This is a genomic window from Streptomyces sp. NPDC040589 (assembly GCF_055594445.1).
The window spans coordinates 356,396-380,080 of record NZ_JBVIWP010000004.1; the positions used below are offsets into that span (position 1 = coordinate 356,396).

Genomic DNA, 23,685 nt, shown 5'->3' on the forward strand with positions numbered 1-23,685 from the left:
GTCCCGACGGTAGGCCCGGACCACCCCGGGAAAGGGTGCGCAACCCATGACGAAACGCTGACGTCCGGCCCGGACAGCGGCATGCGCCCACCCCGTCGACCTAGCGTTCCGACTGTGAACCGCTCCCTCCGCCGTGACCTGTACGCCGCCGGGGCCGCCGCACTGCTCGTGACGGCGGCCGTCCTGATCGGCCGCCACATCCAGGGCACCAGCCGCACGCTGTTCGTCGACTGGCCTCCACTCCTGGCGTCCTGGGGCCCGCATGTGGGCCCCGGCACTCCCGCGGCCCTCGTGGTCGCGATCGCCACCGTGGCCTACGGCCCCGGCCTCGCGGCCCGCCTCCCCTGGCGGGCCCTGCTCCCCCTGGCCTGGGGCACGGCCACGGCGTGGATCTGCTCCCTCGCCCTGATCGACGGCTGGGACCGAGGCATCGCGCACAGACTCACCACGCGCTACGAATACCTCCAGGTCATCGACCGCTTCGACGACATCCCGGCGGCCCTGCGGGACTTCACCCACCACATCCTTCTCGACTCCCCCGACAACTGGCCCGCCCACATCGCCGGCCACCCGCCTGCCGCCACGCTCACCTTCGTGCTGCTCGACCGGATCGGGCTGCGGGGCGGAGGCTGGGCGGGCATGTGGTGCGTCATCGTCGGAGCGACGGCCTGCGTGGCCGTACTGGTGACGATCCGTGCCCTGGCCGACGAGGCCCTCGCGCGCAGGGCCGCCCCCTTTCTCGTCCTGGCCCCGGCCGCCGTGTGGATGGGCACCTCGGCCGACGCGTACTTCGCGGCGGTGGCGGCGTGGGCGGTGGCGCTGCTGGCACTGGCGGTCACCAGACGGTCGCTCTGGTGGGCGGGCGCGTCGGGGCTGCTGTTCGGACTGACCTGCTACCTGTCGTACGGCCTCACACTCGTCGCGCTGATCGCGGCGGCGGTACTGGCGCTCGGCCGGCACGGGATCCGGGAGCGCCCCGCCTTGCTGGTGCCGCTGCTCGCCGGACTGGCCGTCGTTCCCACGGCGTTCACGCTCGCCGGGTTCGACTGGTGGGAGGCGTACCACCTGCTGGTCACGCGCTACCACCAGGGCGCGGGCGGCATCCGGCCCTATGGCTACTGGGTGTGGGCCAACCTGGCCTGCACGGTGCTCATCACGGGCCTGGCGACCGCGGCGGGCCTGCGCCGGACGGGTGCGGTGCTGCTCCATCGCCGCACCGACACCCCCGACCGGGCCGCCGAGACCCGCCTCGCGCTCCTCGTGGCCGCCGCGTTCCTCGCCCTGCTGGTCGCCGACCTGTCCGGGATGAGCAAGGCGGAGACGGAACGCATCTGGCTGCCCTTCGCTGTGTGGCTCCTCCCGGCGTGCGCGTTCCTGCCCCGCCCCCGCGCCTGGCTCACCGCCCAGGCGCTGCTCGGGCTGCTGCTCAACCATCTGCTGTCCACCGGGTGGTGACCGCATAAGCCCTCGTGTGCGACGACGTGGCCCTCGGTCATCGGGCCGCGGGATTCGTGCGGGGCGTGCGCGGTGTGCGGGACGCCAGTTGCAGCAGTTCGTCGACCGGCCACTGGTCGTAGACGTGCTCGCCGTACTTGGCGGCGAGGACGCGGCCGTCGGGTGCGATGAGGAAGTCGGCGGGCAGGCCGAGCCGGCCGCCGTGCGGGCTGGTCGAGGGCAGGCGCTCCCGCCCACGTGCGACCTCCCGTGCGCCGCTGAGGACCGCCCGGACGATCGGCCCCCAGGCTCGCGGGCTGAGCAGGGCGCGGGGCGACCGCTCCACACCGAACTCCGTGTACAGCCGCCTGCCGGGGTCGGCGACGACGGAGAACGGGAGATCGGTCGTGTGGGGCGACAGTTCCTCGGCGGGCGAGTGGAAGACCACCACCTCGCGTACACCGGCGGCCTCGATCTCCTCGTGTCGCCGGATCACCGACCGGAGATGCAGGTTGCAGACCGGGCAGCCGGCGAACCGCCGGAACTGGAGATGGATCAGCCGGTCGGGGTCGGGAACGGCGACCTCGTCGCCGGAGACAGCGGTGAGCGTGCGTGCGTTCACGGTGGACCCGGGCTCCACCGGACTACGGGACAGGCGCATGGACGTTCCCTCCGTTGGCGTACGGCATACGCCTACCAGCGTAGGCGTATGCCGTACGCTGTCAACCGTCATGCCACGTCCGCGTTCCCTCACCCCTGATCAGCTCGCCTCGGCCGCCCTCGCCGTCATCGACCGCGACGGGCTCGCCGGGCTGTCGATGCGCGCCGTCGCCCAGGAGCTCGGCATGAGCACCATGGGGCTCTACCGATACGTGCACGACCGCGAGGAGCTCGAACGGCTCGTCGTCGAGCTCGTGCTGAACGCCGTGGACACCGAGCCACCGGATCCCGGCGCGTCATGTCGCGAGCGGATCGAGGTCATGGTGCGGCGTCTGCGCGACACCGTGGGCGCCCATCCGGCGGTCGTCCCCCTGACCATCACCCACCGGCACCACTCCCTCGGAGTGCTGCGCTGGTCGGAGACCGTGACCGCCATCCTCACCGAGGCGGGGATCGAGGGAGACCGTCGGGTGGTCGCCCTGCGCGGCCTGCTCGGTTACGTCATCGGAGCGATCCAGCTGGAACACCTCGGGCCCCTGTCCGGTCCGGGGACGACAGCCATCACCGAGCTGCCGCCCGCCGAGTTCCCCCACATGACCGAAACCGCGCGAGACGCCCGGAACATCAACGCCGACGAGGAGTTCCTGGGAGGGCTCGCCATGCTGCTCGACGGCCTCGGGGTATGAGGCCGTCGGGCTGCCGTGCGCGTCAGGCCGCTGTCCTGACCGGCGACTCCGCCCGGGCCGGCTGCCGGACGACGTGGCGGCGGCGGGTCGGCATGCCGAGCATCGGGTTGCTGACACTCCAGGCCGCGCCCTTGCAGATCAGTTCCTTGTAGGCGGCGGCGAGCCGGCCCGTCAGGGCCGCCCGGACGGCGCGGTCGTCGGCGGTGACGTACTGGATCAGGCCTTCCTTGCGGCCCAGCGAGATGCACTGGTTGAAGTAGCGGATCGACGCGCTCGGGAGATTCCCGCCGGTCAGACGGGCCGCGATGGCGTCGGCGGCCTGCCACGCCATGGGGGTGCCGGAGGCGCACGACATCCGCAGCGGCTTCTCGCCGGGGCCCATGGCCAGGGCCGCGTCGCCGATGGCGTACACGTCCGGGTGCGAGACCGAGCGCATCGTTCCGTCGACCAGGATCTGGCCGGTGTCGGTGACGTCCAGGGTGGTGGCCCGCGCGAGCGGGTGGACGGCGAAGCCGGTGGTCCACACGGTGGCCGCGGCGGGGATCGTCCCGCCGTCGGCGGTGGTGACGCGGTCGGCCTCGACGCCGGTGACGGAGGAGTGCTCGTGGACGGTGATGCCGAGCTTGTCGCAGACCTTCCGCAGGTGCCGGCGGCCCTTGGCCGAGAGCCAGTCGCCGAGTTCGCCGCGGGCGGCGAGGGCGACGTCGAGGTCCGGGCGGGCCTCGGCGATCTCGGTCGCGGCCTCCAGGCCGGTGAGCCCGCCGCCGACCACGACCACGGACTCTCCGGCGTCCAGGCGGGCCAGGCGCTCGCGCAACCGGAGTGCCCCGGGACGGCCGGCGATCTGGTGGGCGTGCTCGGCGACACCGGGGACGCCCTGGTCGTTCCAGTCGCTGCCGAGGGCGTACACGAGGGTGTCGTACTCCAGCTCCTCGGCCTGCGGCTCCCCGGGGCCCTTCGCGTCGACGACGGCGACGGTCCTGCGGTCGACATCGACGCCGGTGACCTTCGCGAGCTTCAGTTCGACGCCGGTGCCCGCGAACATCTCGCTGAAGGGCCGGGGCCTGAGATCCTGGCCGGCCGCGAGCTGATGCATCCGGACCCGCTCGACGAAGTCGGGCTCGGCGTTGACGAGGGTGATGGCGACGTCTTCACGGTGCAGCCGCCTGGCGAGGCGGCCGGCGGCGATGGCTCCGGTGTAGCCGGCTCCGAGGACGACGATGCGGTGCTGCATTTCCGGACTCCTGTCTCGAGCGGGATTCGCCCCTTGAACCGGGCGGCCCGCCGTTTCCTGACAGGAACGCGATGTGAAGCACGTCACATGGGGTCGGCTGGGTCAGAAGACCCGGAGCAGGGGATCGCCGTGGTCGGTGGCCGCCCACCGTCTGGTCGCGCGTTCGAGCTTGTCGGGGTTGACCTGGTTGCGGAACGCTGCGATGCCGTCGGGGGCGACCTCCAGGCACATGATGCCGATGACCCGGCCGTCGAGGACCACCACGAGTGCGGGGTCGCCGTTGGCGGTCGTGGCGTAGACGTCGGGTGAGCCGCCGACCAGGTCGCGCTTGGCCTTACCGGGCTTGAACAGGCCCCGCATGAACTTCGCGACGGCGAGGGCACCCTCGAACGCCCGGGCGCGGGCCGGGACCTTCCCGCCGCCGTCGCCGACCGCGATGGCGTCCTGGGTGAGCAGCCGCACGAGCGGCTCGGTCCGGCCGCTGGTGGCGGCCGCGAGGAACTCGTCGACGATCCGCCGGGCGGCGGCCTCGTCGACCTCGGTGCGGGCCTTGCCGTCGGCGACGTGCTTCTTGGCGCGGTGGAGGATCTGCTGGGCGGCGGCCTCGGTGATGTCGAGGATCTCGGCGATCTCCCGGTGCGGGTAGGCGAACGCCTCCCGCAGGACGTACACCGCCCGCTCGTTGGGGGAGAGGCGCTCCAGCAGGGCGAGGACCGCGTACGAGACCGATTCGCGCTGTTCGGCGGTGTCGGCCGGGCCGAGCATGGGATCCCCGGCGAGCACCGGCTCGGGGAGCCACTGGCCCACGTAGGTCTCGCGCCGCGCGCGGGCCGAGGTGAGCTGGTTGAGGCACAGATTGGTGAGCACCTTCGTCAGCCAGGCCTCGGGGACCTCGACGCGGTCGATGTCGGCGGCCTGCCAGCGCAGGAAGGTCTCCTGCACGGCGTCCTCGGCCTCGCTCGCCGAACCCAGGAGACGGTAGGCGATGGCCTCCAGGCGGGGCCTGGCAGCTTCGAACCGGTCCACGTCGTTCATGGTCAGGGCCATGACCGGGATCTTAGCCCGGGCGTGGCTGCTGAGGGACAGAAGCGAAGCGCCGCCGCTACCCGTGCAGTTCGCGATAGGCGGCGACCGCCCCCGGATGCAGGGGGACGGCGCCCGTGGAGATCAGGCTGCGGGCGTCGAGGAACTGCGTGCCGAGGGCCGGGGCCGGGACGAGGCGGGTGGCCCGGCGGACCAGGACGTGGGTGAGGGCGGCGGCGACCGGGGCGGGGAAGTCGGGGCGGCAGAGCAGGAGGTTGGCGACGCCGATGGTGGGGACCTCGGGAGTCTTCCGGTACGCCCCGGCCGGCACCGACACCGCCTCCAGACCCGATCCCGCCGGGCCGAGGCCGGCGCGCAGCCGGGGCAGCAGGCCGGACAGGGGCAGCAGGCGGATACCGGGGTGCGTCTCGAGCCAGGAGAGCACCGGGAGCGGTACGCCCCCGGCGACCAGCAGGGCGTCGATCGTTCCGGCCCGCATCGCACGGGCCGCCTCCGGCATCAGCAGATGCCGGACCTGTACGTCGGTGCCGGGCGTCAGGCCCGCGACGCGCAGCAGCCGGTCGCCGAGCACCGCTCCGCCGGACGCGGCCGCGCCCAGCGAGACGGTGCGGCCCGCCAGGTCGGTCACCGTGTGGAGGGGCGCGTCGGCGCGCACGGCCAGTTGCACGTAGTTCTCGTAGACCCGGCCGATCGCACGCAGCGGGACGCGGCGGTCGAACGGTGCGGTGCCGCCGTACGCCGCCCACGCGATGTCCGACAGGGCCGGTGCCACGTCGGCCCGCCGGGCCTGGAGCATCCGCACGTTGTCCACGCTGCCCTCGCTGTTGACCACCTCGCAGGACAGCCGCGGGTAGGCGGCCGTGACCTGGGCGGCGAGCAGCCGGCCGAAGGCCGTGTAGAAGCCGTCGGTCTCGCCGGTCGCGATCCGCAGATCTCCCTGCGGGCCGCTGTCCGCGCGCCGTGCGTCGGCCGCCGCCGAGCCCGCGAGCAGGCCGGTGCCCGCCACGCCGAGTGCGGCGCGCAGGGCCGTGCGGCGGGTCATGGTGCGGGCGGGGCCGGTCATGCCGTGTGCCCCTTCGGGAGCACGACCCGGACGCGCAGGCCGTGCGGTTCGGCCGCCGTGAACTCGACGTGTCCGGCGTGACCGGCCACCAGCCGCTCGGCGATCGCCAGACCGAGGCCGCTGCCGCGTACCTCGCGGTGCCGTTCCGAGCGCCAGAAGCGGGTGCCCGCCCGGGGGAGTTCGCCGGTCGCGAGGCCCGGCCCGTCGTCCCGTACCTCGAGCACCGCGTCCGGGCCCTCGATGAGGCAGCGCGCCTCCACGCTGGCGCCGCTCCCCGCGTACTTGATCGCGTTGTCGAAGAGGATGTCGGCCACCTGGGCCAGCTCTCCCTCCGGACAGGCCATGAGAACGGCGGGACCGGCGACGAACTCCAGGCTGACTCCGGCCTGTTCGGCCACCGGCTGCCACAGCCGGGCCTGGGCCGCGGCGACCGCCGTCGCGTCGCAGCACGCCTCCCGCGCGTCCGTGACGGCCAGTTCGCCGGCCCGGTGCTCGGCGTTCGCCAGAGTGAGCAGGTCGTCGAGGAGATGCTCCATGCGTTCGAGTTCGGCCGTCACCCCGGTGTAGGTACGGGTGGCGGAGGTGCGCAGATGGGGCTGGAGCGAGTCGACGCGTAGCCGCAGGGCGGCCAGGGGGTTGCGCAGCTGGTGCGAGGTGTCGGCGACGAGCCGGCGCTGCTGTTCCAGCGCGGTGGTGACCCCGTCGGCCATGCGGTTGAAGCCGGTGGCCAGCTGGCGCAGCTCCGGCGGGCCACCGGCCCGCGCGTGCTCGGGAGGCAGCCCCGCGGCCAGGGCGCCGACCGCACGGTCGAGGCGGTGCAGCGGCCGTACGACCCACTGCGTGGCCCGGCGGGCGAGCAGCACACAGGCCACGGCGACCAGACCGGCCCCGGCCAGGACGAGCGCCCAGCGCAGGGCGATGTCGTCCGCGGCGACCCGCACCGAGGCCCGCAGCACCACGGCGCCGGACACCCTGGTGCCGGTGCCCACGGGACGGGCGAGCAGCCGGTCGGCCCGGGACCAGGGCCGCAGCGTCCCTCCGGGGGAGACGGGCTGGTTGCGCAGCGCCGCGTCGACGAGCCGGGCGACGGCCGGGTCGGCGGCGCGCAGGCCGCCCGTCTGCACCACCGGGGCGCGGCGGGCGTCGACGACCACGACGGCCTCGCCGTACAGCTCGGTGTAGCGCCGCACGTCGGCGGTGAGCGCGCCGGTGTCGTCGCTCTCGGCGGCCTGCTCGGCCAGCCCGGCGAAACGGTCGAGGTCGGCGGTGCGCGCCGCGACGAGCTGCTGGGTGCGCTGCGCCGAGGTGACGGCCAGCAGCGGGACGGCGAAGCCGGCCACGGCGAGGACCACGAAGGCCAGGACCACGGTGAGGACGCGGGTGCGCATGAACAGGGCCTGCCGTGCGAACCGGCTCAGTCGCCGAAGCGGTAGCCGAAGCCGCGGATGGTGGTCAGCACCTCGGGGCGGCCGAGCTTGGCCCGCACCTGGGTGAGGTGCACGTCGAGCGAGCGGGACACGGCGAGGAAGGCGTCACCCCACACCTCGTCCATCAGCTGCTGGCGGCTGACCGCCGTGCCGGCCCGGGCCGCCAGCGCGGCGAGCACCTCGAACTCCTTGGTGGTCAGCCGCACCTCCGCGCCGCCGACCGTCACCCGGCGGGCGTCGAGGTCGACCTCGACGTCGGCGACGCGGACGGTGCGCGCCGCCGGGGCGGCGGGCGTGGCGCGGCGGGTGACGGCCTCGATGCGGGCCAGCAGCTCGGCCAGCCGGACCGGCTTGACCAGGTAGTCGTCGGCGCCCAGCCGCAGGCCGCGCACCACCGACCGTTCGTCGCCCCGCGCGGTCAGCACCACCACCGGCAGGGTGCTGACCGCGCGCAGCTTGCGCAGCACCTCCAGGCCGTCCAGGTCGGGCAGGCCGAGGTCGAGCAGCAGCAGGTCCGCCTGCCGGTGGCGGGCGAGGACGTCCTCGCCGCGCTTCACCCTGGCCGGCGCGTGGCCGTTGTCGTACAGGGCCTCGGTCAGCGCGCCCGCCACACCGTCGTCGTCCTCGGCCAGCAGCACCCGCACGGCTGCCTCCTTTCCCGCCTCGTCAGTCGCGAGACCGGGAATCGTCCTCGTCCAGCGGCGACGCGTCGGAGGTCTCGCGCATCCGAATGTAGACGAGCAGCGAGATCAGGACACAGGCGGTCACGTAGTAGAAGTACCAGTTCTCGTGTCCGGCCTTCTTGAACCAGAGAGCGATGTACTCGGCGGTACCACCGAACACGGCCACGGTCAGCGCGTACGGCAGGCCGACGCCGAGCGCCCGGATCGAGGTCGGGAACAGCTCGGCCTTCACCACCGCGCTGATCGAGGTGTACAGGGAGCTGACGGCCAGCGGCCCGACCATGAGCAGGAACGCGTACACGGGGTCGCTGGTGTGCGACAGCAGGGTGAGCGAGGGCACCACCACCACGGTGCCCAGCGCCCCGAACGCGATCAGCAGGGGACGCCGCCCCACCCGGTCGGAGAGCAGCCCCATCACCGGCTGGAGCAGGACGAACACGAGCAGTGCGAAGAAGTTGATCCAGGCGGCCGTCGGCTTGGCGATGCCGCTGGTGTTGACCATGAACTTCTGCAGGTAGGTCGTGTACGTGTAGAAGAACAGCGTGCCGCCCATGGTCAGCCCCACGACGACCAGGCACTGGCGCGGGTAGGACAGCAGCAGCCGCAGGCTGCCGCGGGCCGGGCCGTCCTGCTCCTTCTCGCCTTCCGACGCGGCGCGCTCGAAGCTCTCGGACTCGTCCATGCCGCGCCGCAGCCACAGCACGATCACCGCTCCCGCGGCGCCGACGACGAACGCGATCCGCCAGCCCCAGGAGTCCATCTGCGCGGGGCTGAGCACCTGCTGCAGCACGATCTGCAGGCCGAGCGCCGTCAGCTGGCCGGCGATGAGCGTGACGTACTGGAAGCTCGAGTAGTAGCCGCGGCGACCGGGTGTGGCCACCTCGGACATATAGGTGGCGGAGGTCGAGTACTCACCTCCCACCGAGAGCCCCTGCAGCAGCCGCGCGGTGACCAGGAGGACCGGCGCGGCGACCCCGATCGAGCCGTACGACGGGGTCAGCGCGACGATCAGCGAACCGGCCGCCATCAGTGTCACCGACAGTGTCAGCGCAGCGCGGCGGCCACGGCGGTCGGCGTAGCGGCCCAGCACCCAGCCGCCGATCGGCCGCATCAGGAAGCCGACGGCGAACACCGCCGCGGTGTTCAGCAGCTGGGCCGTCTGGTCGCCGGAGGGGAAGAAGACGGACGCGAAATAGACGCTGAACGCGGTGTACGCGTACCAGTCGTACCACTCGATCAGATTGCCGATCGATCCGCGCATGATGTTGCTGACGACCCTGCGTTCGTCGCGGCGCGGTTTGCGCGCACGCTCGGCGGTGGTCTGTGTGGCCATCGGAACTCCCTTGTCTGCGGCCCGGAAGCACACAGAGTCGACGGCGCGCACAGGGCCGCTCAATGTCGGGAGCCAAGTCCTTACAGTCCCTTAGGGCTTCCCGGCCGCCGAGGCCGGGACGTCTGCCGCCAAGAGCCGCAAGGTCCCTCGCCACATGGTGACCACGGATGAATACTCAATTATCCTGGTTTGCACTCAATACCGTGTATAGCGATCAGGGTCCGGTGCTGCTTTGGGCAGGATGGCGCGATGAGGCAACCGGGAACCACCGGGGACGAGCCGGTGGCGGAGCCGGTGCAGGCCGACGGAGAGGCGGCAACGGCCAGGGCGGTCGTGGACGCACACGGCAGGCTGACCGGGTGGAGCGAAGGCGCACGACGGCTGCTGGGGTACCGGGAGCCGGAGGTCACGGGCCGTTCCGCGACCGTGCTGCTCGCCGAGGAGCCGCCCACCGGCACGCTGCGGTCCATCGCGGGACTACGCCGGTGGAACGGCGCGGTGACCCTCCGCCACAGGGACGGCCGCCTCGTCCGGGTGAGTCTGCTGGCCCACCGCCGTGAACGGGGCCCCTCCAGCGACGGCCACGGCCATGAGTGGCTTCTCGTCTCACCGGTCGCCCGCTCCCGTACGGAGCTCGACGAGGACAGCCTGCTCGGGTGGTCGCTCACCCAGTCCCCCTGCACCACGGCGCTCTACGACACGCGGCTGCGGCTGCTGCGGGCCAACGCGGACATGGAACGCGTGATGGGTCTGACCGAAGCCGAGATGCGCGGGCTACGGGTGTCGGAGATCGTCCTCGACGCGGAGAGCGCCCGCACCGAACACCTGATGCGGCGGGTCCTGGAGACCGGCGAACGACAGCACCTGCGGGCCGCCCTGCAACTGTCCGGCGATCGGTGGGAGAGCCTGTGGTCGGTGACCCTGGCGCCCGTGCACGACCCCGACGGCATGGTGCAGGGCGTCCTCCTGTCCGCCCACAACACGACCGCGGAGCACCTGGCCCGGCAGCGCCTCGCCCTGGTCGCCGAGGCCGGGGTCCGTATCGGTACCACCCTCGATCTGACCCAGACCGCTCAGGAACTGGCCGACGTCGCCGTCGGGCAGCTGGCGGACTTCGTCACCGTGGACCTGCTCCCCGACATCGAGGACGACCAGGAACTGCGCGCCATGACCCTGCCCAGCCCGGTCATGCTGCGCCGGGTGGCCAACCAGTCGGTGCTTCCGGGCTGCCCCGAAGCCGTGGTGGAGCTGGGTACGGTCGCCGTCTACCCGAACGTGTCGCCGGCGGCCGAGGTCCTCGCCTCGGGACAGCCCCTCATCCATGAGGTGACCCCGGCCGGGGTGGCCAGGTGGGAGAGCCAGGCCCCGGATCGGGCGGAACGGGTACGACGCTTCGGCTTCCACTCGGTCCTGGCGGTGCCGATGCGGGCCCGCGGCATCACGCTCGGCGTGGCCACCTTCACCCGGCACCGGAGTCCGGAACCCTTCACGGAGGACGACCTGCTCCTGGGACAGGAGATCACCGCCCGGGCCGCTCTGAGTATCGACAACGCCCGCCGCTTCACCCGGGAGCGCACCACCGCGCTGACCCTGCAGAGCAGCCTGCTGCCGCAGGGGCATCCCCGGCAGCCCGCGGTAGAGACCGCCTCGCGCTATCTGCCGGCCAGCGCGCAGGCCGGTGTGGGAGGCGACTGGTTCGACGTCATCCCGCTCTCCGGCGCCCGGGTGGCCCTCGTCGTCGGTGACGTCGTCGGGCACGGGATCCAGGCCTCGGCCTCCATGGGGCGGCTGCGCGCGACCGTGCGCACCCTGGCAGACGTCGACCTCCCGCCCGACGAGCTCATGACGCACCTGGACGATCTGGTGGACCGGCTGTCGGCCGAGGGCGAGGACGCGCCCGGCAGCGCCGCCGACGTCGGCGCCACCTGTCTCTACGCCGTCTACGACCCGGTCAGCCGACGCTGCTGCGTGGCCCGCGCGGGCCATCCGGCGCCGGCGCTGCTCATCCCCGGCAGCGAACCGTTTCTGCTCGACCTTCCCGCCGGGCCGCCCCTGGGGCTGGGCGGTCTGCCGTTCGAGTCGACCGAGATCGAGCTGCCCGAAGGCAGCCTGCTCGCGCTGTACACCGACGGTCTCGTCGAGACACGTGGGCGCGACATCGACCAGGGGGTCGACGACCTGCTCAAGACGCTGGCCCGAGCGGGATCCTCGTTGGAGAGCACCTGCGACGACGTGCTGCAGGCCCTGCTCCCGGACCGCGCGGCCGACGACGTGGCGCTGCTGCTGGCCCGAACGAAGGCCCTGGATTCGGACCATGTGGCCACCTGGGACGTACCCCCGGAACCGTCCGAGGTCGCCCGGATCCGGCGCAGCGTCACTCGGCAGTTGCAGGAGTGGAACCTGGAAGAGGACGCGTTCGTCACCGAACTCGTGGTCAGCGAACTGATCACCAACGCCATCCGCCACGCCGAGCCGCCCATCCAACTGCGCCTGATCCTGGACCGCAACCTGATCTGCGAGGTGTCCGACACCAGCAGCACCGCCCCGCACCTCCGCCGCGCCCTCACCTACGACGAAGGCGGCCGCGGCCTGCTCCTGGTCGCCCAGCTCAGCCGGAGATGGGGCACCCGCCACGCGCGCCGCGGAAAGACCATCTGGGCGGAACAGGCCCTGTCGACCGGCGACTCCGGGCCGGCCGCGATGTGATCGGGCGGGTGGCGGTGGCGGGGGCGGGGGCGTCGGACAACATCCGGACAGGCCTCCTACCAGGCAGGACACCAAGGGCCCTTGTCCCGGACAGCTCACCTCTTGTCCGCGCTTCTCCGCCTCGGCAATCTCCTTCTGGCCCGACCGAACGGGCGAGACAGAGATTCACCGCCGGCACAGGGGAGAAGGAGAATTGCGTATTCAACACGCTCGTGCGAGCGGGGTGTTCGCTTCCGCGCTCGTCCTGGGGGTCGCCGCATCACCCGCCTCCGCGGCGGACGGTGTGCAGCGCGCAGGCCTGAGTTCCAAGACATCACGTCTTGAAGTCGCCTGACCTGCGCATCGTTGGCCGCGAAACCGTTTGACTCTGCTTTCCCTTTGCGGTTGGCTGCGGGCTCGACTTTCACGATCCGGGGGGATCCCATGCAGCGCACCATCCGCGCGGCCGTCTGTTCCGTCGCCGTCGCCGGTCTCGCGTTCGGCCTCAGTTCCTGTTCCGAGGCGGTCGACCAGGTCGACAAGGCCGTGGACGAGACGTACGAGGTCACCTACGAGGTGACGGGGAAGAACGTCGACTCGATCGAGTTCCACGGCGGTGGTGGCAAGGCCTTGGAGCCGAAGATCGAGTCGGTGTCGAAGCCCGAGTTGCCCTGGAGGAAGACGGTCAAGCTGCGCGGCATCATGCCCGCGGCGGTCATGCCGGTCGCCGCGGACCCCGAAGGCGCGCAGGTCGCGTGCAAGATCACCTACAAGGGCGAGGTCCTTGAGGAGCAGAGTGCCAAGGGGCTGGTGACCGCCGGCGGTTGCACCGCGGAGTCCCCGGTCACGGGGTAACTCCGGGAGGTCTGAGCGGGACCCCCGCCAGGAGGTCCCGCCATGCGACCGGGATCAGAAACGGTCCGGGGCGCGCTCCGGGAGCGGGGACCCGGGGAGTGCGTCCCGCTTCCGGTTCTTCCGTGCCTCCGCGTTCGAGTCGGCCGTCGCCTCGCAGGTCACGTCCTTCGCGGGGAGCTTGCCCGAGAGCAGGTAGCCGGTGACCGTGCCGTCCGTGCAGGCGTCGCCGTTCGGGTAGACGCCATGGCCCTCGCCGCCGAGGACGGTGACCATCTTCGAGCCCTTCAGGGCCGCGTGCAGCGCCTGGCCGCTGGGCAGCGGGGTCTGCGAGTCCCACTCGTTCTGGACGACCAGGGAGCGGACCTTGTTGTTCACCTTCGTCGCCGGTTCCACGGACTTGTCCCAGAACGCACAGGGCTTGATGCTGGACGCGAAGTCACCGTAGAGCGGGTATCGGCCCTTGTCCTCGATGGCGTCCTGCCGGTAGCTCTCAGGATCGCGGGACCACGCGGCCGAGTTGTCGCCGCACACCACGGCCCAGAAGCTCGCCGTCATGTTGTCGGACGGCACCTCGGCGGCATCGGCGGCGGCGCCTGCCGCCCCGGTCCTCTCGGATCCGGTCAACGCCGCGAGCTTCTTCGCGGAGGCGGGCTCGCCGGCCGCCGCCTTCTTCAGCTCCACGATCGCCTCGGTGGCTTCCTGCGGGCTGAAGACCGCACCGCGCATACCGCTGCGGATGTCATCACCGGTGATCGGCTGCCCCTCAAGTTCGATGGGCTTCTCCTCTGCCTGCGCGACCAGGTCCCAGAAGGTCCGGTCGACCTCCTTCGGGGTGCCACCGAGGCCGTACTTCTCCGAACGCTCGGCGGCCCACCCGGTCCACCGGTCGAACGCGGGCTCGGCGCCCTCCGCCCACCACTGGATCATCCCTCGCCAGGCGCGTGCCGGATCGACCGCGCTGTCCAGCACGAACCGGTCGGCCCGCCCCGGGAAGAGCTGGGTGTAGACGGCGCCCAGGTAGGTGCCGTACGAGTAACCCACGTACGAGATCTTCTTCTCACCGAGGATCGCCCGGAGCAGATCCATGTCGCGCGCGGTGTTGCGCGTGGTGATGTGCGCGAGCGTGTCGCCCGCCTTCTCCTCGCACTTGTTCGCGACGTCGCGTGCCCAGGCGACGTCCTTGTCGAACGTCTCCTCCTTGTACGGCCGCAGCCAGTTCTCCTCCTCCGGCGTCAGATCGCAGGAGACCGGGCTGCTCCGTCCCACACCGCGCGGGTCGAAGCCGATGAGGTCGTACTTCCGCTGTGCGGACTCGGGGAGCCTTTCCTGCAGCCCCAGCGGCATGTAGAGCCCCGGCCCGCCGGGGCCGCCCGGGTTGGAGAACAGGACGCCGTGGCGCTTGCCGGGCGCGGTGCTCCTGATCCGGGATATCGCTAAGTCGATCCGCTTGCCCCCGGGAACCCGGTAGTCCAGCGGGACTTCGATCGTGGCGCACTCGAACTCCGCCGGAGCGTCGGCTTCGCAGCGCTTCCACTGCGGCTTCTGCTGCACATACCGGTCCAGCGCGCCCTTGGCGGCGACGGACGAAGGGGCGGTCGACGGGGTGGCGGCCGGGGCGGCGGTTGCCGTCGAGGTGGCGAGCGCGGGAGCCAGCGTTGCCGTGACACTCACGGCCAACAGGGGCGCGAGACGTCGTCTGCGCACGATATCGATCCTTCCGGTCGCATGTTCGGACGGGAAAGATCTTTCCGGAACCGGCGACGCATGCGGATCACTCGCTGGGGCTGCACTCCCCTCCACCCTGGGAATGACACAACAGCCCCGTGTGGTCCCCGGGTTGTAGGGAATCGGCCCCGTCGGCCTTCGTCTCGACGGGGGCCGGATGCGGGTCCGGCGGATCTCAACCGCGCCGGTGCCGGGCCGCCGGGTGGGAGGCGGGCAGCCGGCCGCCGTGGCCGAACAGCTCCTGGCGCGGCGTGCCCTCCTCGTACGCCGTCTTCAGCAGGCCCGGCTTCTGCGGCACCGGCGCCAGCTGGTCGGCGAAGTCCGTGAAGGTGCCGGGGCTGGTGACGTACGCGAGGTTGATGCCGTCGACGCCGGCGTCCCGCCAGCGCTCGAGCTCGTCGGCGATCCGCTCCGGCACCCCGGCGACCGGCCGCGTCCAGGCACGCGCCCGCATCACGAGGACGCGACCTGGAAGCGGAGTTGGAGCGGCGGGTGGAGCACCGGCGGATCCTGGGCGGCGATCGGCTTCCCTTCGACGCCGACTACGCCCGCGCCCTGGAGCGAAGGGTCGTTGAGCACACCGGGCACTACGCCACCAGCACCGCGCATGCCCGGGCCGATGCCTCCGAACTGGCTCGCACCGAGCAACTCGCCCAGACCGCCGTGCCCACCCTCGTCACCGCTGCTCCCGCCGAACCGGTCTTCCCGCCGCCGCATCCCCACCACCTCGCCCAGGCGATTCAGGGCGCACGCCTCGTCGAGATCCCCGGCATGGGGTACGCACTCCCGCGCGAGGTGCACCCGCCGCTCGCCGCCGCGATCCTGGACCACACCGCCACACGAGCACCAGGATGGGTGCGCCGGTCAGCGCCGCTTCAGCGCGTGTGCGATGCGGGGGAGTTCTTCGTACAGCAGGCGGCCGACCAGCGCCCCGCCGAAGACGACGACGCCGACACCGACCAGCCAGGACTGGATGACCAGGACGGTTCCGACGGGTCCGTAGGTGACGGCGTTGGACGCGATCAACGGTGAGAAGACCAGCCTGGAGAAGACCCTCAGGCCGAGCAGCCCGATCACGGTGGCCACGGCGCCGGGCAGCAGGGCACGCCAGCGGATCCTCCCGCCGAGCAGCAGGCGCTGGGACCACCACAGGAACAGCACGGCACTCAGCGACGCCACGGCTCCACCTGCCAGAGGTTCGCGCCGCAACGTGGTGGTGGCGGAGAGGTAGAGGTATCCCGTGAGGACGCCGAGCCACACCACATGCCGCCATCTGGCCCACCAGCGGGCCGGCGGCAGGTCCCAGGCCTTCTCATAGCCGGTCTGCACCGCCGCCCCGAAGGTCAGGCCGAACACGGCAAGGGCGGCGATGCCGAAGGCGGTGGTGGTCCGCAAGGCCTGTCCGGGCCAGGTGAACAACTGTTCGACCTGCCGCCTGGAGGCCGTCGATACGCCGAGCCCTTCCCCCAGCCATTGCGCGAACCCCCGCCCGTGCTCGGCGTCGGCAGCGGAGACGATGATCAGCAGCGGCACCAGCGTGAGCAACCCCAGCGCCGCGAAGCCCAGCGAACGCGACCACAGCTCGATATCCCTGCTCCGTCGCCATCCCCGCCCGACTGGCGAACGGCTGATCACGCGGTGCAGTCGTCCGAACCAAGATGAACGGTCCGCGGCACCGGAAGGCTTCATCGGCATGCCTGTCGACTACCACGTTCGGAACCCGCGCCGCGCGAAGGCACGACACAAAGGTCCCCGGATCAGTCACCCGCACGGAGGCGAGTGCTCATGCCTCGCCGCGTACCTTCAGCACCGCCTTGTTGAGCGCCCACAGCCCGATTCCGATGGCCAGCAGCACGCCCGCCCGGATGTAGACGTCCGCGGGCCGGTCGGACAACGGGCTGGCGAGGATCAGGGAGCTGATCGCACCGAGCACGGGCAGCGCGGTCGGCGTACGGAAGTGCTCGTGGTCGACAGGGTCGCGGCGCAGGACGAGGACGGCGATGTTGACGACGGCGAAGACACACAGGAGGAGGAAGGACGTGGTGTCGCCGAGGCCCGCGATCTCCCCGGTGGAGACCAGGCCGATCGCAAGGAGCGAGACGAAGGCGATGCCGACGACCGGGGTGCGGCGCCGGGGCAGCACGCGGCCCAGGGCACGCGGCAGGATGCGCTCGTTCGCCATGCCGTAGCAGAGGCGGGACGCCATCATGATGTTGATCAGTGCCGAGTTGGTCACCGCGAACAACGCGATCAGAGCGAAGAGTTTCGGCGGGAAGTCGAGCCCGCCGGCCTTGACGACCTCCAGCAGCGGGCCGCTGGAGCCCTCCAGCACCCGATAGTCGACGAGCAGCGAGGAAACCAGGGCGACCAGGACGTAGACGGTGCCCGTGACGGCGACGCCGATGAAGATGGCGCGCGGAAACGTCCGCACCGGATCCTTGGTCTCCTCGGCCATGTTGACGGAGTCCTCGAAGCCCACGAAGGCGAAGAACCCGAGGGCTGTCGCCCCCAGCACACTGGTGAAAAGCGCGAAACCCGTGCCCTCTGACTGAAACTCGCCCAGCCGTGAGGGCTCACCGTCGCCGGCCAGGACGGCCCAGGCGCCGATCGTGAGAATGACGAGCAGGCCGGTCAGTTCGACCACGGTGAGGACCACGTTGGTCTTCACGGACTCCGACACCCCTCGCAGGTTCAGGGCCGCCAGGGCGAGGATGAACAGGATCGCGATGAGGGTGGGCGGAAAGAAGTCCGTGAATTCGGACAGGTAGTCACCGCTGAAGGCGCGGGCCGCCGCACTCGCCGAGGAAAGGCCCGAGCACATGACCATGAAGGCGATGATGAAAGTGAGGAACGGGACCTTGAACGCCTTCTGGGTGTAGAGCGCGGCACCGGCCGCCTTCGGGTACTTCCCGACGAGTTCCACGTACGAGGCGGCTGTCAGGACGGCCACGACGAAGCCGATGACGAACGGCAGCCACAGCGCCCCGCCGACCTTGCCTGCGACCTGACCGGTGGTGGCGTAGATGCCGGTGCCGAGGATGTCGCCGATCACGAACAGGACCAGCAGTCTGGGGCCGATGGCGCGCCGCAGCGGCGTGTCGTCCCCACTTTCCGCCGCGGCGGCTGCGTCGTTCCCGGTTTCGGTCACGGAAACACTCCCTGAGGCGGTCGGCACGGAACGGAACAACCTCTCGCCTGCCCGGCAGGCCCGTGAGTGATGCCTCGGCGTAGTGCAATCGGGGACCTGCCCGCAGGGCGCACACCATCGAGCCGACGCGTCTCGGTGACAGCCCGGCCCGGGGCAGCGCCGGGCTGACGGGCCCGGGCCGCCGCGCTCCGCGCCTGGGTCGCTCAGCGCTGCTGATTGCCGCAGACTCCTGTAGTGAGGGGCCGCGTACAGGCGTGGGCCCCGGAGAGGGTGACCGGTGTGCTCGAGGTCCCGCTCTGGCTGTGGGGAGCGTTCGCCGCGACGGTGGTGGTGTCGCTGGCGGCGGACCTGCTGGCCCACCGCACCGCGCACGTCATCGGCTTCAAGGAGGCCGCCGCCTGGAGCGGCCTGTGGGTGGGCCTCGCCCTGATCTTCGCGGGCGTCGTCTTCCTCGTCCTGGGCGGGACGGCCGGAACCGAGTACACCACCGCGTGGCTGCTGGAGAAGAGCCTGTCGGTGGACAACCTCTTCGTCTTCGCGGTGATCTTCGCCTATTTCAAGGTGCCCCGCGCCTACCAGCATCGCGTCCTGTTCTTCGGTGTGATGGGCGCCCTGGTCTTCCGCGGGATCTTCCTCTCCCTCGGCGTCGCCGTGGTCAGCCGCTTCACCGCCGTGCTGTTCGCCTTCGCCGCCATCCTCTTCTACAGCACCTACAAACTCCTCAAGGGCGAGGAGGAGACCTTCGATCCCGGCAAGAGTTTCGCCCTGCGGCTGCTCCGTAAGATCGTCCCCGTCCGGGACGAGTACGCCGGCATGAAGTTCTTCGTGAAAGAAGCCGGCAAACGCGTGGCCACCCCGCTTCTCGCGGTGGTGGCCGCGATCGAGGCCGCGGACCTGATCTTCGCGGTCGACAGCGTCCCCGCCGTCCTGGCCGTCAGCGACGACGCGTTCATCGTCTACACCAGCAACGCGTTCGCGATCCTGGGTCTGCGAGCCCTGTACTTCATGCTCGCGGGCCTGCTGGACCGCTTCCACTACCTGAACAAGGGTCTCGCGATCATCCTCGGCTTCATCGGCGTCAAGCTCATCCTGCAGGCATCGCACCAGCTGATCAGCCCCAGCATCCCGGAAATTCCCTCACCGATCAGCCTCGCGGTCATCGTCGTCGTCCTGGCCGCTTCCGTCACACTCAGCCTGCTGCGCCCCGCTCCGGCACCTCCCGCCGCCCAGGAGCAGCAGCCGGCCCGGCGACCAGGCGCGGTCGCCGAGAACACGGATGATCCGCCGCGCAGACCGCGCTGACATCACGCCCGTCGGGCTCGCTGCTTGGACGTGCGCCGAGAAGGTCGCCTGACGGGCATCTGCCATGGTCAGGCGCCCTTCTCTCTGGGGCTTGCGGTAATCCCGTCGTCCACAACCGTCTTGTGCGACTTCGGCGCGGTCCGACTCGGCCGCGCCGCAAGGATGGTGGCCCGGTCTGTGGTGAGCTGCTCCCGTGCTCCGCAGCTCCGACCTTCAGTGCTGCCGAACAGAGCTGAGACGACCCTCCGAGATCGCGGAACTTGGTGGGCCCATCGCGCCCGGCCCCCCTTGCGTCGAAACAGGGGCCAAGTCACCGGCCCGTAAGGCTCCCCGGCCCCGGCCCCGGCCCGGGTGCCGTCATCCAGCGCCACTGGGTGAACTGTTCCAGGCTGGCTGTGCCGCCGATGCGGGAGCCGTTGCCGGAGATGCCCATGCCTCCGAAGGGGGCGTTCGCGGCGTCTTTGGCGGAGACGTCGTTGAGGTGGACCATGCCGGTGCGCAACTGCTCGGCGACAGCGGTCGCCCTCGGTACGGAGCCGGAGTGCACGGCAGCCGTCAGACCGTACGCGGTGTCGTTGGCGATCTCGACGGCCTCCGCCTCACTGTGAAAGGGAATGACCGGGGCGACGGGACCGAAGATCTCCTCCGTGAAGGCGGGCATGGCTCGCCCGACGTGGTCCAGGACGGTGGGCGGGTAGAAGAGTCCGTCGCGTCGGCCGCCCGTGAGCACCCGCGCCCCGACGGCCACGCTCTCGTCGACGATGCGCTCGATTCTGGTGGCCTGCCGCTCGCTGATGACCGGGCCGACGCTGACGCCCGCCACGCGGGGGTCGCCGACGCGCAGGGCCCGCGCGTGCCCGACCAGCGCGTCGGTGTACGCCTCGGCCAGATCGGCGTGGACCAGGTGGCGGCCGGCGGCGACGCACGCCTGTCCCTGGTATCCGAAGGTGCTCACGGCTCCGGCCAGGGCGGCCGCCTCCACGTCCGCGTCCTCGAGCACGACGAGCGCGTTCTTGCCGCCGAGCTCCAGGGAGACCCGCTTCAGCCCCTCACCCGCCACTCGGGCCACCATGCGTCCGGCCTCGGTGGAGCCGGTGAACGCGACCATGGCGACATGGGGATCCGCCGCGACCGCCTGCCCGGTCTCCGCGCCGCCCGGCAGGACGTGCAGCACTGCGTCGGGCAGTCCGGCGTCCTCGAAGAGCCGCGCGACGAGGACACCCCCGGACACCGGGGTGAGCGGGTCGGGTTTGAGCAGCACGGTGTTGCCCAGTGCGAGGGCGGGAGCCAGCGCGCGCATCGCGAACAGGAGGGGCGCGTTCCAGGGGTTGATGACACCGACGACGCCGAGCGGCACCCGCCACGCCAGACTCGTTCCACCGGGGGCCTGAGGAGCCAGGACCTCACCCCGAGGCAGGGACGCCAGTCCGACGGCGTGCGTCAGTTGCGCGAGGGAGGCGATGATCTCGTAGTCGCCCTTGGCGGGGACGCCGGCCGACTCGCGGACGATCCAGTCGCGGAAGGTGTCGCTGCGTTCACGCAGGGCGGCGGAGGCGCGCAGCAGGACCTCGACCCGATCGGAAGGATCCGCCGCCGCCCAGTCGCCGGCGGCCTGGGCGGCCCGAGCGCCGGCCCGAGCGATGTCCGCGGGGGCGGCGACCCCGATCTCGGCCAGCGCGTGCCCCGTGGCAGGTTCGATCACCTGGCGCGTGCCGCCCTCGGACTCGCGCCAGCCCGCGCTGTAGATCTTCCCGGCCCACTCGGCTCGGTCCGGCCACCTCGTGCCGTTGACAGCCATGGATGCCGCCCTCCGCCCGGATCGGTGCCGCCGCAGCCCTGCCATGAGGACCCGTTCGCACACATCTGCGACCCTTGTTGTCTAGTGTCGTAATAAGTGACGGTGCGGCGCACCTCGGGTTCAGGGCGCTCCCGGGCAGACGGCCCCAGGGCGGGAGTGAGGCGAGATGACGTCATGATCGGATCCGCGTCCGCCCGGGACGAGGGCCCGCCGAGCGCTTGGTCGCAGGAGGGTGTCGACGAGGCGGCCACGGCCAGGGTCGTCGTCGACGGCCACGGTGTGGTGACCGCGTGGAACGAAGGAGCCCGGCGACTGCTCGGACACCGGGCCCCCGAGATGATCGGCCGGAGCGGGGCCGCGCTGCTCGCGGACGCCGCTCCGGCGCACGTGCTGGACTCGCTGACCGGCCTGCCGAGGTGGAGCGGCACGGCCACGCTGCTGCACCGGGACGGTCACCGGCTCACCGTCGGACTGCTGGCCCATCACCGGGAGAACGACGGGGACGACGACTGGCTGCTGGTGTCACCGGTGACCCGGCCGGCGCCGACGCCTGAGGACGACGCGTTCGTGCGGCGCAGTTTCGCCCAGGCTCCCTCCACGATGGCCCTGTACGACACCGGACTGCGGTTGCGCTGGGCGAACGCGGACATGGAACGTGTGATGGGGCTGTCCGAGCGAGAGATGCGCGGCCTGCGGGTGACGGACATCGTCCTCGACCCGGAGAGCGAACGGACCGAGGAGGGCATGCGCACCGCGCTGGAGACCGGCCGACTCCAGGAGCTCGGAGCCGCGCTGCACCTCGCCGGCCATGAGCGGGAGAGCGTGTGGTCGGTGTCCCTCGTCCCTGTGCGGGACGCCGACGGGCGACTCGAAGGTGTCCTGCTGTCGGCGCACGAGGTGACGGAGCAGTACCTCGCACGGCAGCGACTGGTCCTGGTCGACGACGCCAGCCTGCGGATCGGCAGCACCCTGGACCTGCCCCGTACCGCTCAGGAACTCGCGGACGTGGCCGTCCCGCGCTTCGCGGACTTCGTCACGGTCGATCTCCTGCCGGGGATCGAGGGAGGTGAGGACCCGCCGCAGGGCTCTCCGCACGGTCCGGTGATGTTGCGCCGGGTCGCCTCTCAGTCGGTTCTGGAGGGCCGCCCCGAAGCCGTGGTGCCGTACGGGACGGTGGCGGCCTACCCGGAGGGTTCCACCGCGGCGGACTGCCTGGCAGCGGGGCGGCCGGTCATCGAGCACATCACGCCCGCCGCCCTGGAGGCTCTCGACCGGACGGCCCCGCAACGGGCCGAACGGATGCGGCAGTTCGGGTTCCACTCGGTGCTGGCGGTACCCATGCGCGCGCGTGGTCTCACCTTGGGAGTGGCCACGTTCTCCCGCCACCGCCGGCCCCAGCGCTTCGAGCAGGACGATCTGCTGCTGGGCCAGGAGATCACCGCCCGAGCCGCCGTGTGCATCGACAACGCCCGGCGCTACACGCGCGAGCGCGACACCTCCCTCACGTTGCAGAGCAACCTGCTGCCGCAACGTCTCCCCGAGCAGGCGGCCCTGGATGTCGCCTCCCGTTATCTGCCGGCCAGCGCCCGGGCCGGTGTCGGCGGCGACTGGTTCGACGTCATTCCGCTGTCCGGCGCCCGGGTCGCCCTGGTCGTCGGTGACGTCGTGGGCCACGGCATCCAGGCCTCGGCGACCATGGGGCGGCTGCGCACCGCCGTGCGCACGCTGGCCGATGTCGACCTTCCTCCCGACGAGTTGCTGACCCACCTCGACGACCTGGTCAACCGCTCGGCCGGTGAGGGCGACCCCATGGCCCCGCTCGACGGCGACATCGGCGCCACCTGTCTGTACGCCGTCTACGACCCGGTCTCCCGGCACTGCACGATCGCCCGCGCCGGCCACCCGGTGCCCGCCCTCGTGGCACCTGACGGCACCGTCGAGTTCCTCGAGGTTCCGGCAGGGCCTCCCCTCGGCCTGGGCGGCCTGCCCTTCGAGTCGACCGAGCTGGAGCCGGCCGAGGGCAGCCTGCTCGTGCTCTACACGGACGGGCTCGTCGAGGCCCGCGGCCGTGACCTCGACGAAGGGATCGCCGCCATGCGCGAGGTGCTGCGGCGGCCGGCCCAGGATCTGGAGTCCACGTGTGACGCCTTGTTGCGGGCCCTTCTCGTGGCTCGCCCCTCCGATGATGTGGCGCTCCTCGTGGCCCGCACCCGAGCCCTCGACGCCTCCCACGTGGCGACCTGGCCGGTGTCGCCGGACCCCGCCGCGGTCGCCGAGACGCGCAAAGTCGCCTGTCGGCAACTGTCCGAGTGGGGCCTGGACGATGCCGTGTTCGTCACCGAGCTGGTCGTCAGCGAACTGGTCACGAACGCCATCCGGTACGGCAGGCCTCCCATCGAGCTCAGACTGATCTACGATCGCACGCTCATCTGCGAAGTGTCCGACGGCAGCACGACCGCACCCCACCTGCGCCGGGCGCGGACCTCCGACGAAGGCGGACGCGGGTTGCTTCTCGTCGCCCAGCTCACCCAGGGCTGGGGGACCCGTCAGATCACCAACGGAAAGATCATTTGGGCCGAGCAGTCGCTTCCCGCCGACTGAGGCGGGA

The 23,685-nt window shown here is 71.5% G+C and carries 18 protein-coding genes and 1 pseudogene; 7 read left to right on the top strand and 12 right to left on the bottom strand.

Annotated elements, in window-relative coordinates; translation table 11 throughout:
• Window positions 1-81 precede the first annotated feature (81 nt).
• Window positions 82-1,455, top strand: coding sequence for a hypothetical protein (locus tag ACZ58V_RS19545; RefSeq protein ID WP_471291057.1), 1,374 nt, complete (start codon window positions 82-84; stop codon window positions 1,453-1,455).
• Between the two features lie 37 nt (window positions 1,456-1,492).
• On the opposite strand, the gene ACZ58V_RS19550 is transcribed toward ACZ58V_RS19545, so the two are convergent.
• Window positions 1,493-2,095: a peroxiredoxin-like family protein gene (locus ACZ58V_RS19550; protein WP_471291059.1), complete on the bottom strand. Its 603-nt coding sequence runs from the start codon at window positions 2,093-2,095 to the stop codon at window positions 1,493-1,495.
• Window positions 2,096-2,165: 70 nt separating this feature from the next.
• On the opposite strand from ACZ58V_RS19550, the gene ACZ58V_RS19555 reads away from it, so the two are divergent.
• A complete protein-coding gene (locus tag ACZ58V_RS19555; protein ID WP_468188924.1) occupies window positions 2,166-2,780 on the top strand; it encodes a TetR/AcrR family transcriptional regulator in 615 nt (204 codons plus the stop codon).
• A 22-nt stretch (window positions 2,781-2,802) separates the two neighbouring features.
• On the opposite strand, the gene ACZ58V_RS19560 is transcribed toward ACZ58V_RS19555, so the two are convergent.
• From ACZ58V_RS19560 to ACZ58V_RS19585, 6 genes are all read right to left on the bottom strand, one after another.
• Window positions 2,803-4,014, bottom strand: coding sequence for an NAD(P)/FAD-dependent oxidoreductase (locus ACZ58V_RS19560; RefSeq protein ID WP_471291061.1), 1,212 nt, complete (start codon window positions 4,012-4,014; stop codon window positions 2,803-2,805).
• Between the two features lie 102 nt (window positions 4,015-4,116).
• A complete protein-coding gene (locus ACZ58V_RS19565; protein ID WP_468188928.1) occupies window positions 4,117-5,061 on the bottom strand; it encodes an RNA polymerase sigma-70 factor in 945 nt (314 codons plus the stop codon).
• A gap of 55 nt (window positions 5,062-5,116) precedes the next feature.
• On the bottom strand, window positions 5,117-6,121 hold the full coding sequence (locus ACZ58V_RS19570) for a TAXI family TRAP transporter solute-binding subunit (RefSeq protein WP_471291063.1): 1,005 nt from the start codon (window positions 6,119-6,121) through the stop codon (window positions 5,117-5,119).
• The gene (locus tag ACZ58V_RS19575; protein ID WP_471291065.1) at window positions 6,118-7,509 is read right to left on the bottom strand and encodes a sensor histidine kinase; all 1,392 of its coding nucleotides are present in this window, start codon (window positions 7,507-7,509) and stop codon (window positions 6,118-6,120) included. Before ACZ58V_RS19575 ends, ACZ58V_RS19570 begins: the two co-directional genes overlap by 4 nt.
• Window positions 7,510-7,535: 26 nt before the next feature.
• On the bottom strand, window positions 7,536-8,192 hold the full coding sequence (locus tag ACZ58V_RS19580; protein WP_468188934.1) for a response regulator transcription factor: 657 nt from the start codon (window positions 8,190-8,192) through the stop codon (window positions 7,536-7,538).
• Between the two features lie 22 nt (window positions 8,193-8,214).
• Window positions 8,215-9,564, bottom strand: a complete 1,350-nt coding sequence (locus ACZ58V_RS19585) for an MFS transporter (protein WP_468188936.1) — start codon at window positions 9,562-9,564, stop codon at window positions 8,215-8,217.
• A 249-nt stretch (window positions 9,565-9,813) separates the two neighbouring features.
• Here ACZ58V_RS19585 and ACZ58V_RS19590 point away from each other — a divergent pair, with 249 nt between their 5' ends.
• Both ACZ58V_RS19590 and ACZ58V_RS19595 read left to right on the top strand, forming a co-directional pair.
• Window positions 9,814-12,270 carry a SpoIIE family protein phosphatase gene (locus tag ACZ58V_RS19590; protein ID WP_471291067.1) on the top strand — a complete coding sequence of 819 codons (2,457 nt, stop codon included), beginning with the start codon at window positions 9,814-9,816 and terminating at the stop codon, window positions 12,268-12,270.
• Between the two features lie 423 nt (window positions 12,271-12,693).
• Complete coding sequence (locus tag ACZ58V_RS19595; RefSeq protein ID WP_468188942.1) at window positions 12,694-13,104, top strand: MmpS family transport accessory protein; 411 nt, start codon at window positions 12,694-12,696, stop codon at window positions 13,102-13,104.
• Window positions 13,105-13,158: 54 nt separating this feature from the next.
• Here ACZ58V_RS19595 and ACZ58V_RS19600 read toward each other — a convergent pair whose 3' ends face one another.
• Together ACZ58V_RS19600 and ACZ58V_RS19605 are read right to left on the bottom strand one after the other, a co-directional pair.
• On the bottom strand, window positions 13,159-14,808 hold the full coding sequence (locus ACZ58V_RS19600) for an alpha/beta hydrolase (protein WP_471291070.1): 1,650 nt from the start codon (window positions 14,806-14,808) through the stop codon (window positions 13,159-13,161).
• Between the two features lie 196 nt (window positions 14,809-15,004).
• Complete coding sequence (locus ACZ58V_RS19605; protein WP_471291072.1) at window positions 15,005-15,283, bottom strand: hypothetical protein; 279 nt, start codon at window positions 15,281-15,283, stop codon at window positions 15,005-15,007.
• Between the two features lie 14 nt (window positions 15,284-15,297).
• Here ACZ58V_RS19605 and ACZ58V_RS19610 point away from each other — a divergent pair.
• Window positions 15,298-15,666 (top strand): annotated as a pseudogene (locus ACZ58V_RS19610) (alpha/beta fold hydrolase); the annotation flags it as partial.
• Between the two features lie 27 nt (window positions 15,667-15,693).
• On the opposite strand, the gene ACZ58V_RS19615 reads toward ACZ58V_RS19610, so the two are convergent.
• Both ACZ58V_RS19615 and ACZ58V_RS19620 read right to left on the bottom strand, forming a co-directional pair.
• Entirely contained in the window at window positions 15,694-16,524 is an 831-nt protein-coding gene (locus ACZ58V_RS19615; protein ID WP_471291074.1) for a ribonuclease BN, read from the bottom strand.
• An 88-nt stretch (window positions 16,525-16,612) separates the two neighbouring features.
• Window positions 16,613-17,977 carry an APC family permease gene (locus ACZ58V_RS19620; RefSeq protein ID WP_468188949.1) on the bottom strand — a complete coding sequence of 455 codons (1,365 nt, stop codon included), beginning with the start codon at window positions 17,975-17,977 and terminating at the stop codon, window positions 16,613-16,615.
• A gap of 279 nt (window positions 17,978-18,256) precedes the next feature.
• On the opposite strand from ACZ58V_RS19620, the gene ACZ58V_RS19625 reads away from it, so the two are divergent.
• Entirely contained in the window at window positions 18,257-19,279 is a 1,023-nt protein-coding gene (locus tag ACZ58V_RS19625; protein WP_468188951.1) for a TerC family protein, read from the top strand.
• 310 nt (window positions 19,280-19,589) lie between these two features.
• On the opposite strand, the gene ACZ58V_RS19630 is transcribed toward ACZ58V_RS19625, so the two are convergent.
• Window positions 19,590-21,077: an aldehyde dehydrogenase family protein gene (locus ACZ58V_RS19630; protein ID WP_471291076.1), complete on the bottom strand. Its 1,488-nt coding sequence runs from the start codon at window positions 21,075-21,077 to the stop codon at window positions 19,590-19,592.
• 174 nt (window positions 21,078-21,251) lie between these two features.
• On the opposite strand from ACZ58V_RS19630, the gene ACZ58V_RS19635 reads away from it, so the two are divergent.
• Window positions 21,252-23,678: a SpoIIE family protein phosphatase gene (locus ACZ58V_RS19635; RefSeq protein WP_471291078.1), complete on the top strand. Its 2,427-nt coding sequence runs from the start codon at window positions 21,252-21,254 to the stop codon at window positions 23,676-23,678.
• The last annotated feature ends 7 nt before the right edge of the window (window positions 23,679-23,685 follow it).

Excerpts from the sequence above, each read along its gene's own strand:
- ACZ58V_RS19545 (WP_471291057.1), top strand. The coding sequence starts at position 82 with ATGCGCCCACCCCGTCGACCTAGCGTTCCGACTGTGAACCGCTCCCTC.
- ACZ58V_RS19550 (WP_471291059.1), bottom strand. The coding sequence starts at position 2,095 with ATGCGCCTGTCCCGTAGTCCGGTGGAGCCCGGGTCCACCGTGAACGCA.
- ACZ58V_RS19555 (WP_468188924.1), top strand. The coding sequence starts at position 2,166 with ATGCCACGTCCGCGTTCCCTCACCCCTGATCAGCTCGCCTCGGCCGCC.
- ACZ58V_RS19560 (WP_471291061.1), bottom strand. The coding sequence starts at position 4,014 with ATGCAGCACCGCATCGTCGTCCTCGGAGCCGGCTACACCGGAGCCATC.
- ACZ58V_RS19565 (WP_468188928.1), bottom strand. The coding sequence starts at position 5,061 with ATGGCCCTGACCATGAACGACGTGGACCGGTTCGAAGCTGCCAGGCCC.
- ACZ58V_RS19570 (WP_471291063.1), bottom strand. The coding sequence starts at position 6,121 with ATGACCGGCCCCGCCCGCACCATGACCCGCCGCACGGCCCTGCGCGCC.
- ACZ58V_RS19575 (WP_471291065.1), bottom strand. The coding sequence starts at position 7,509 with ATGCGCACCCGCGTCCTCACCGTGGTCCTGGCCTTCGTGGTCCTCGCC.
- ACZ58V_RS19585 (WP_468188936.1), bottom strand. The coding sequence starts at position 9,564 with ATGGCCACACAGACCACCGCCGAGCGTGCGCGCAAACCGCGCCGCGAC.
- ACZ58V_RS19590 (WP_471291067.1), top strand. The coding sequence starts at position 9,814 with ATGAGGCAACCGGGAACCACCGGGGACGAGCCGGTGGCGGAGCCGGTG.
- ACZ58V_RS19595 (WP_468188942.1), top strand. The coding sequence starts at position 12,694 with ATGCAGCGCACCATCCGCGCGGCCGTCTGTTCCGTCGCCGTCGCCGGT.
- ACZ58V_RS19605 (WP_471291072.1), bottom strand. The coding sequence starts at position 15,283 with ATGCGGGCGCGTGCCTGGACGCGGCCGGTCGCCGGGGTGCCGGAGCGG.
- ACZ58V_RS19615 (WP_471291074.1), bottom strand. The coding sequence starts at position 16,524 with ATGCCGATGAAGCCTTCCGGTGCCGCGGACCGTTCATCTTGGTTCGGA.
- ACZ58V_RS19630 (WP_471291076.1), bottom strand. The coding sequence starts at position 21,077 with ATGGCTGTCAACGGCACGAGGTGGCCGGACCGAGCCGAGTGGGCCGGG.
- ACZ58V_RS19635 (WP_471291078.1), top strand. The coding sequence starts at position 21,252 with ATGATCGGATCCGCGTCCGCCCGGGACGAGGGCCCGCCGAGCGCTTGG.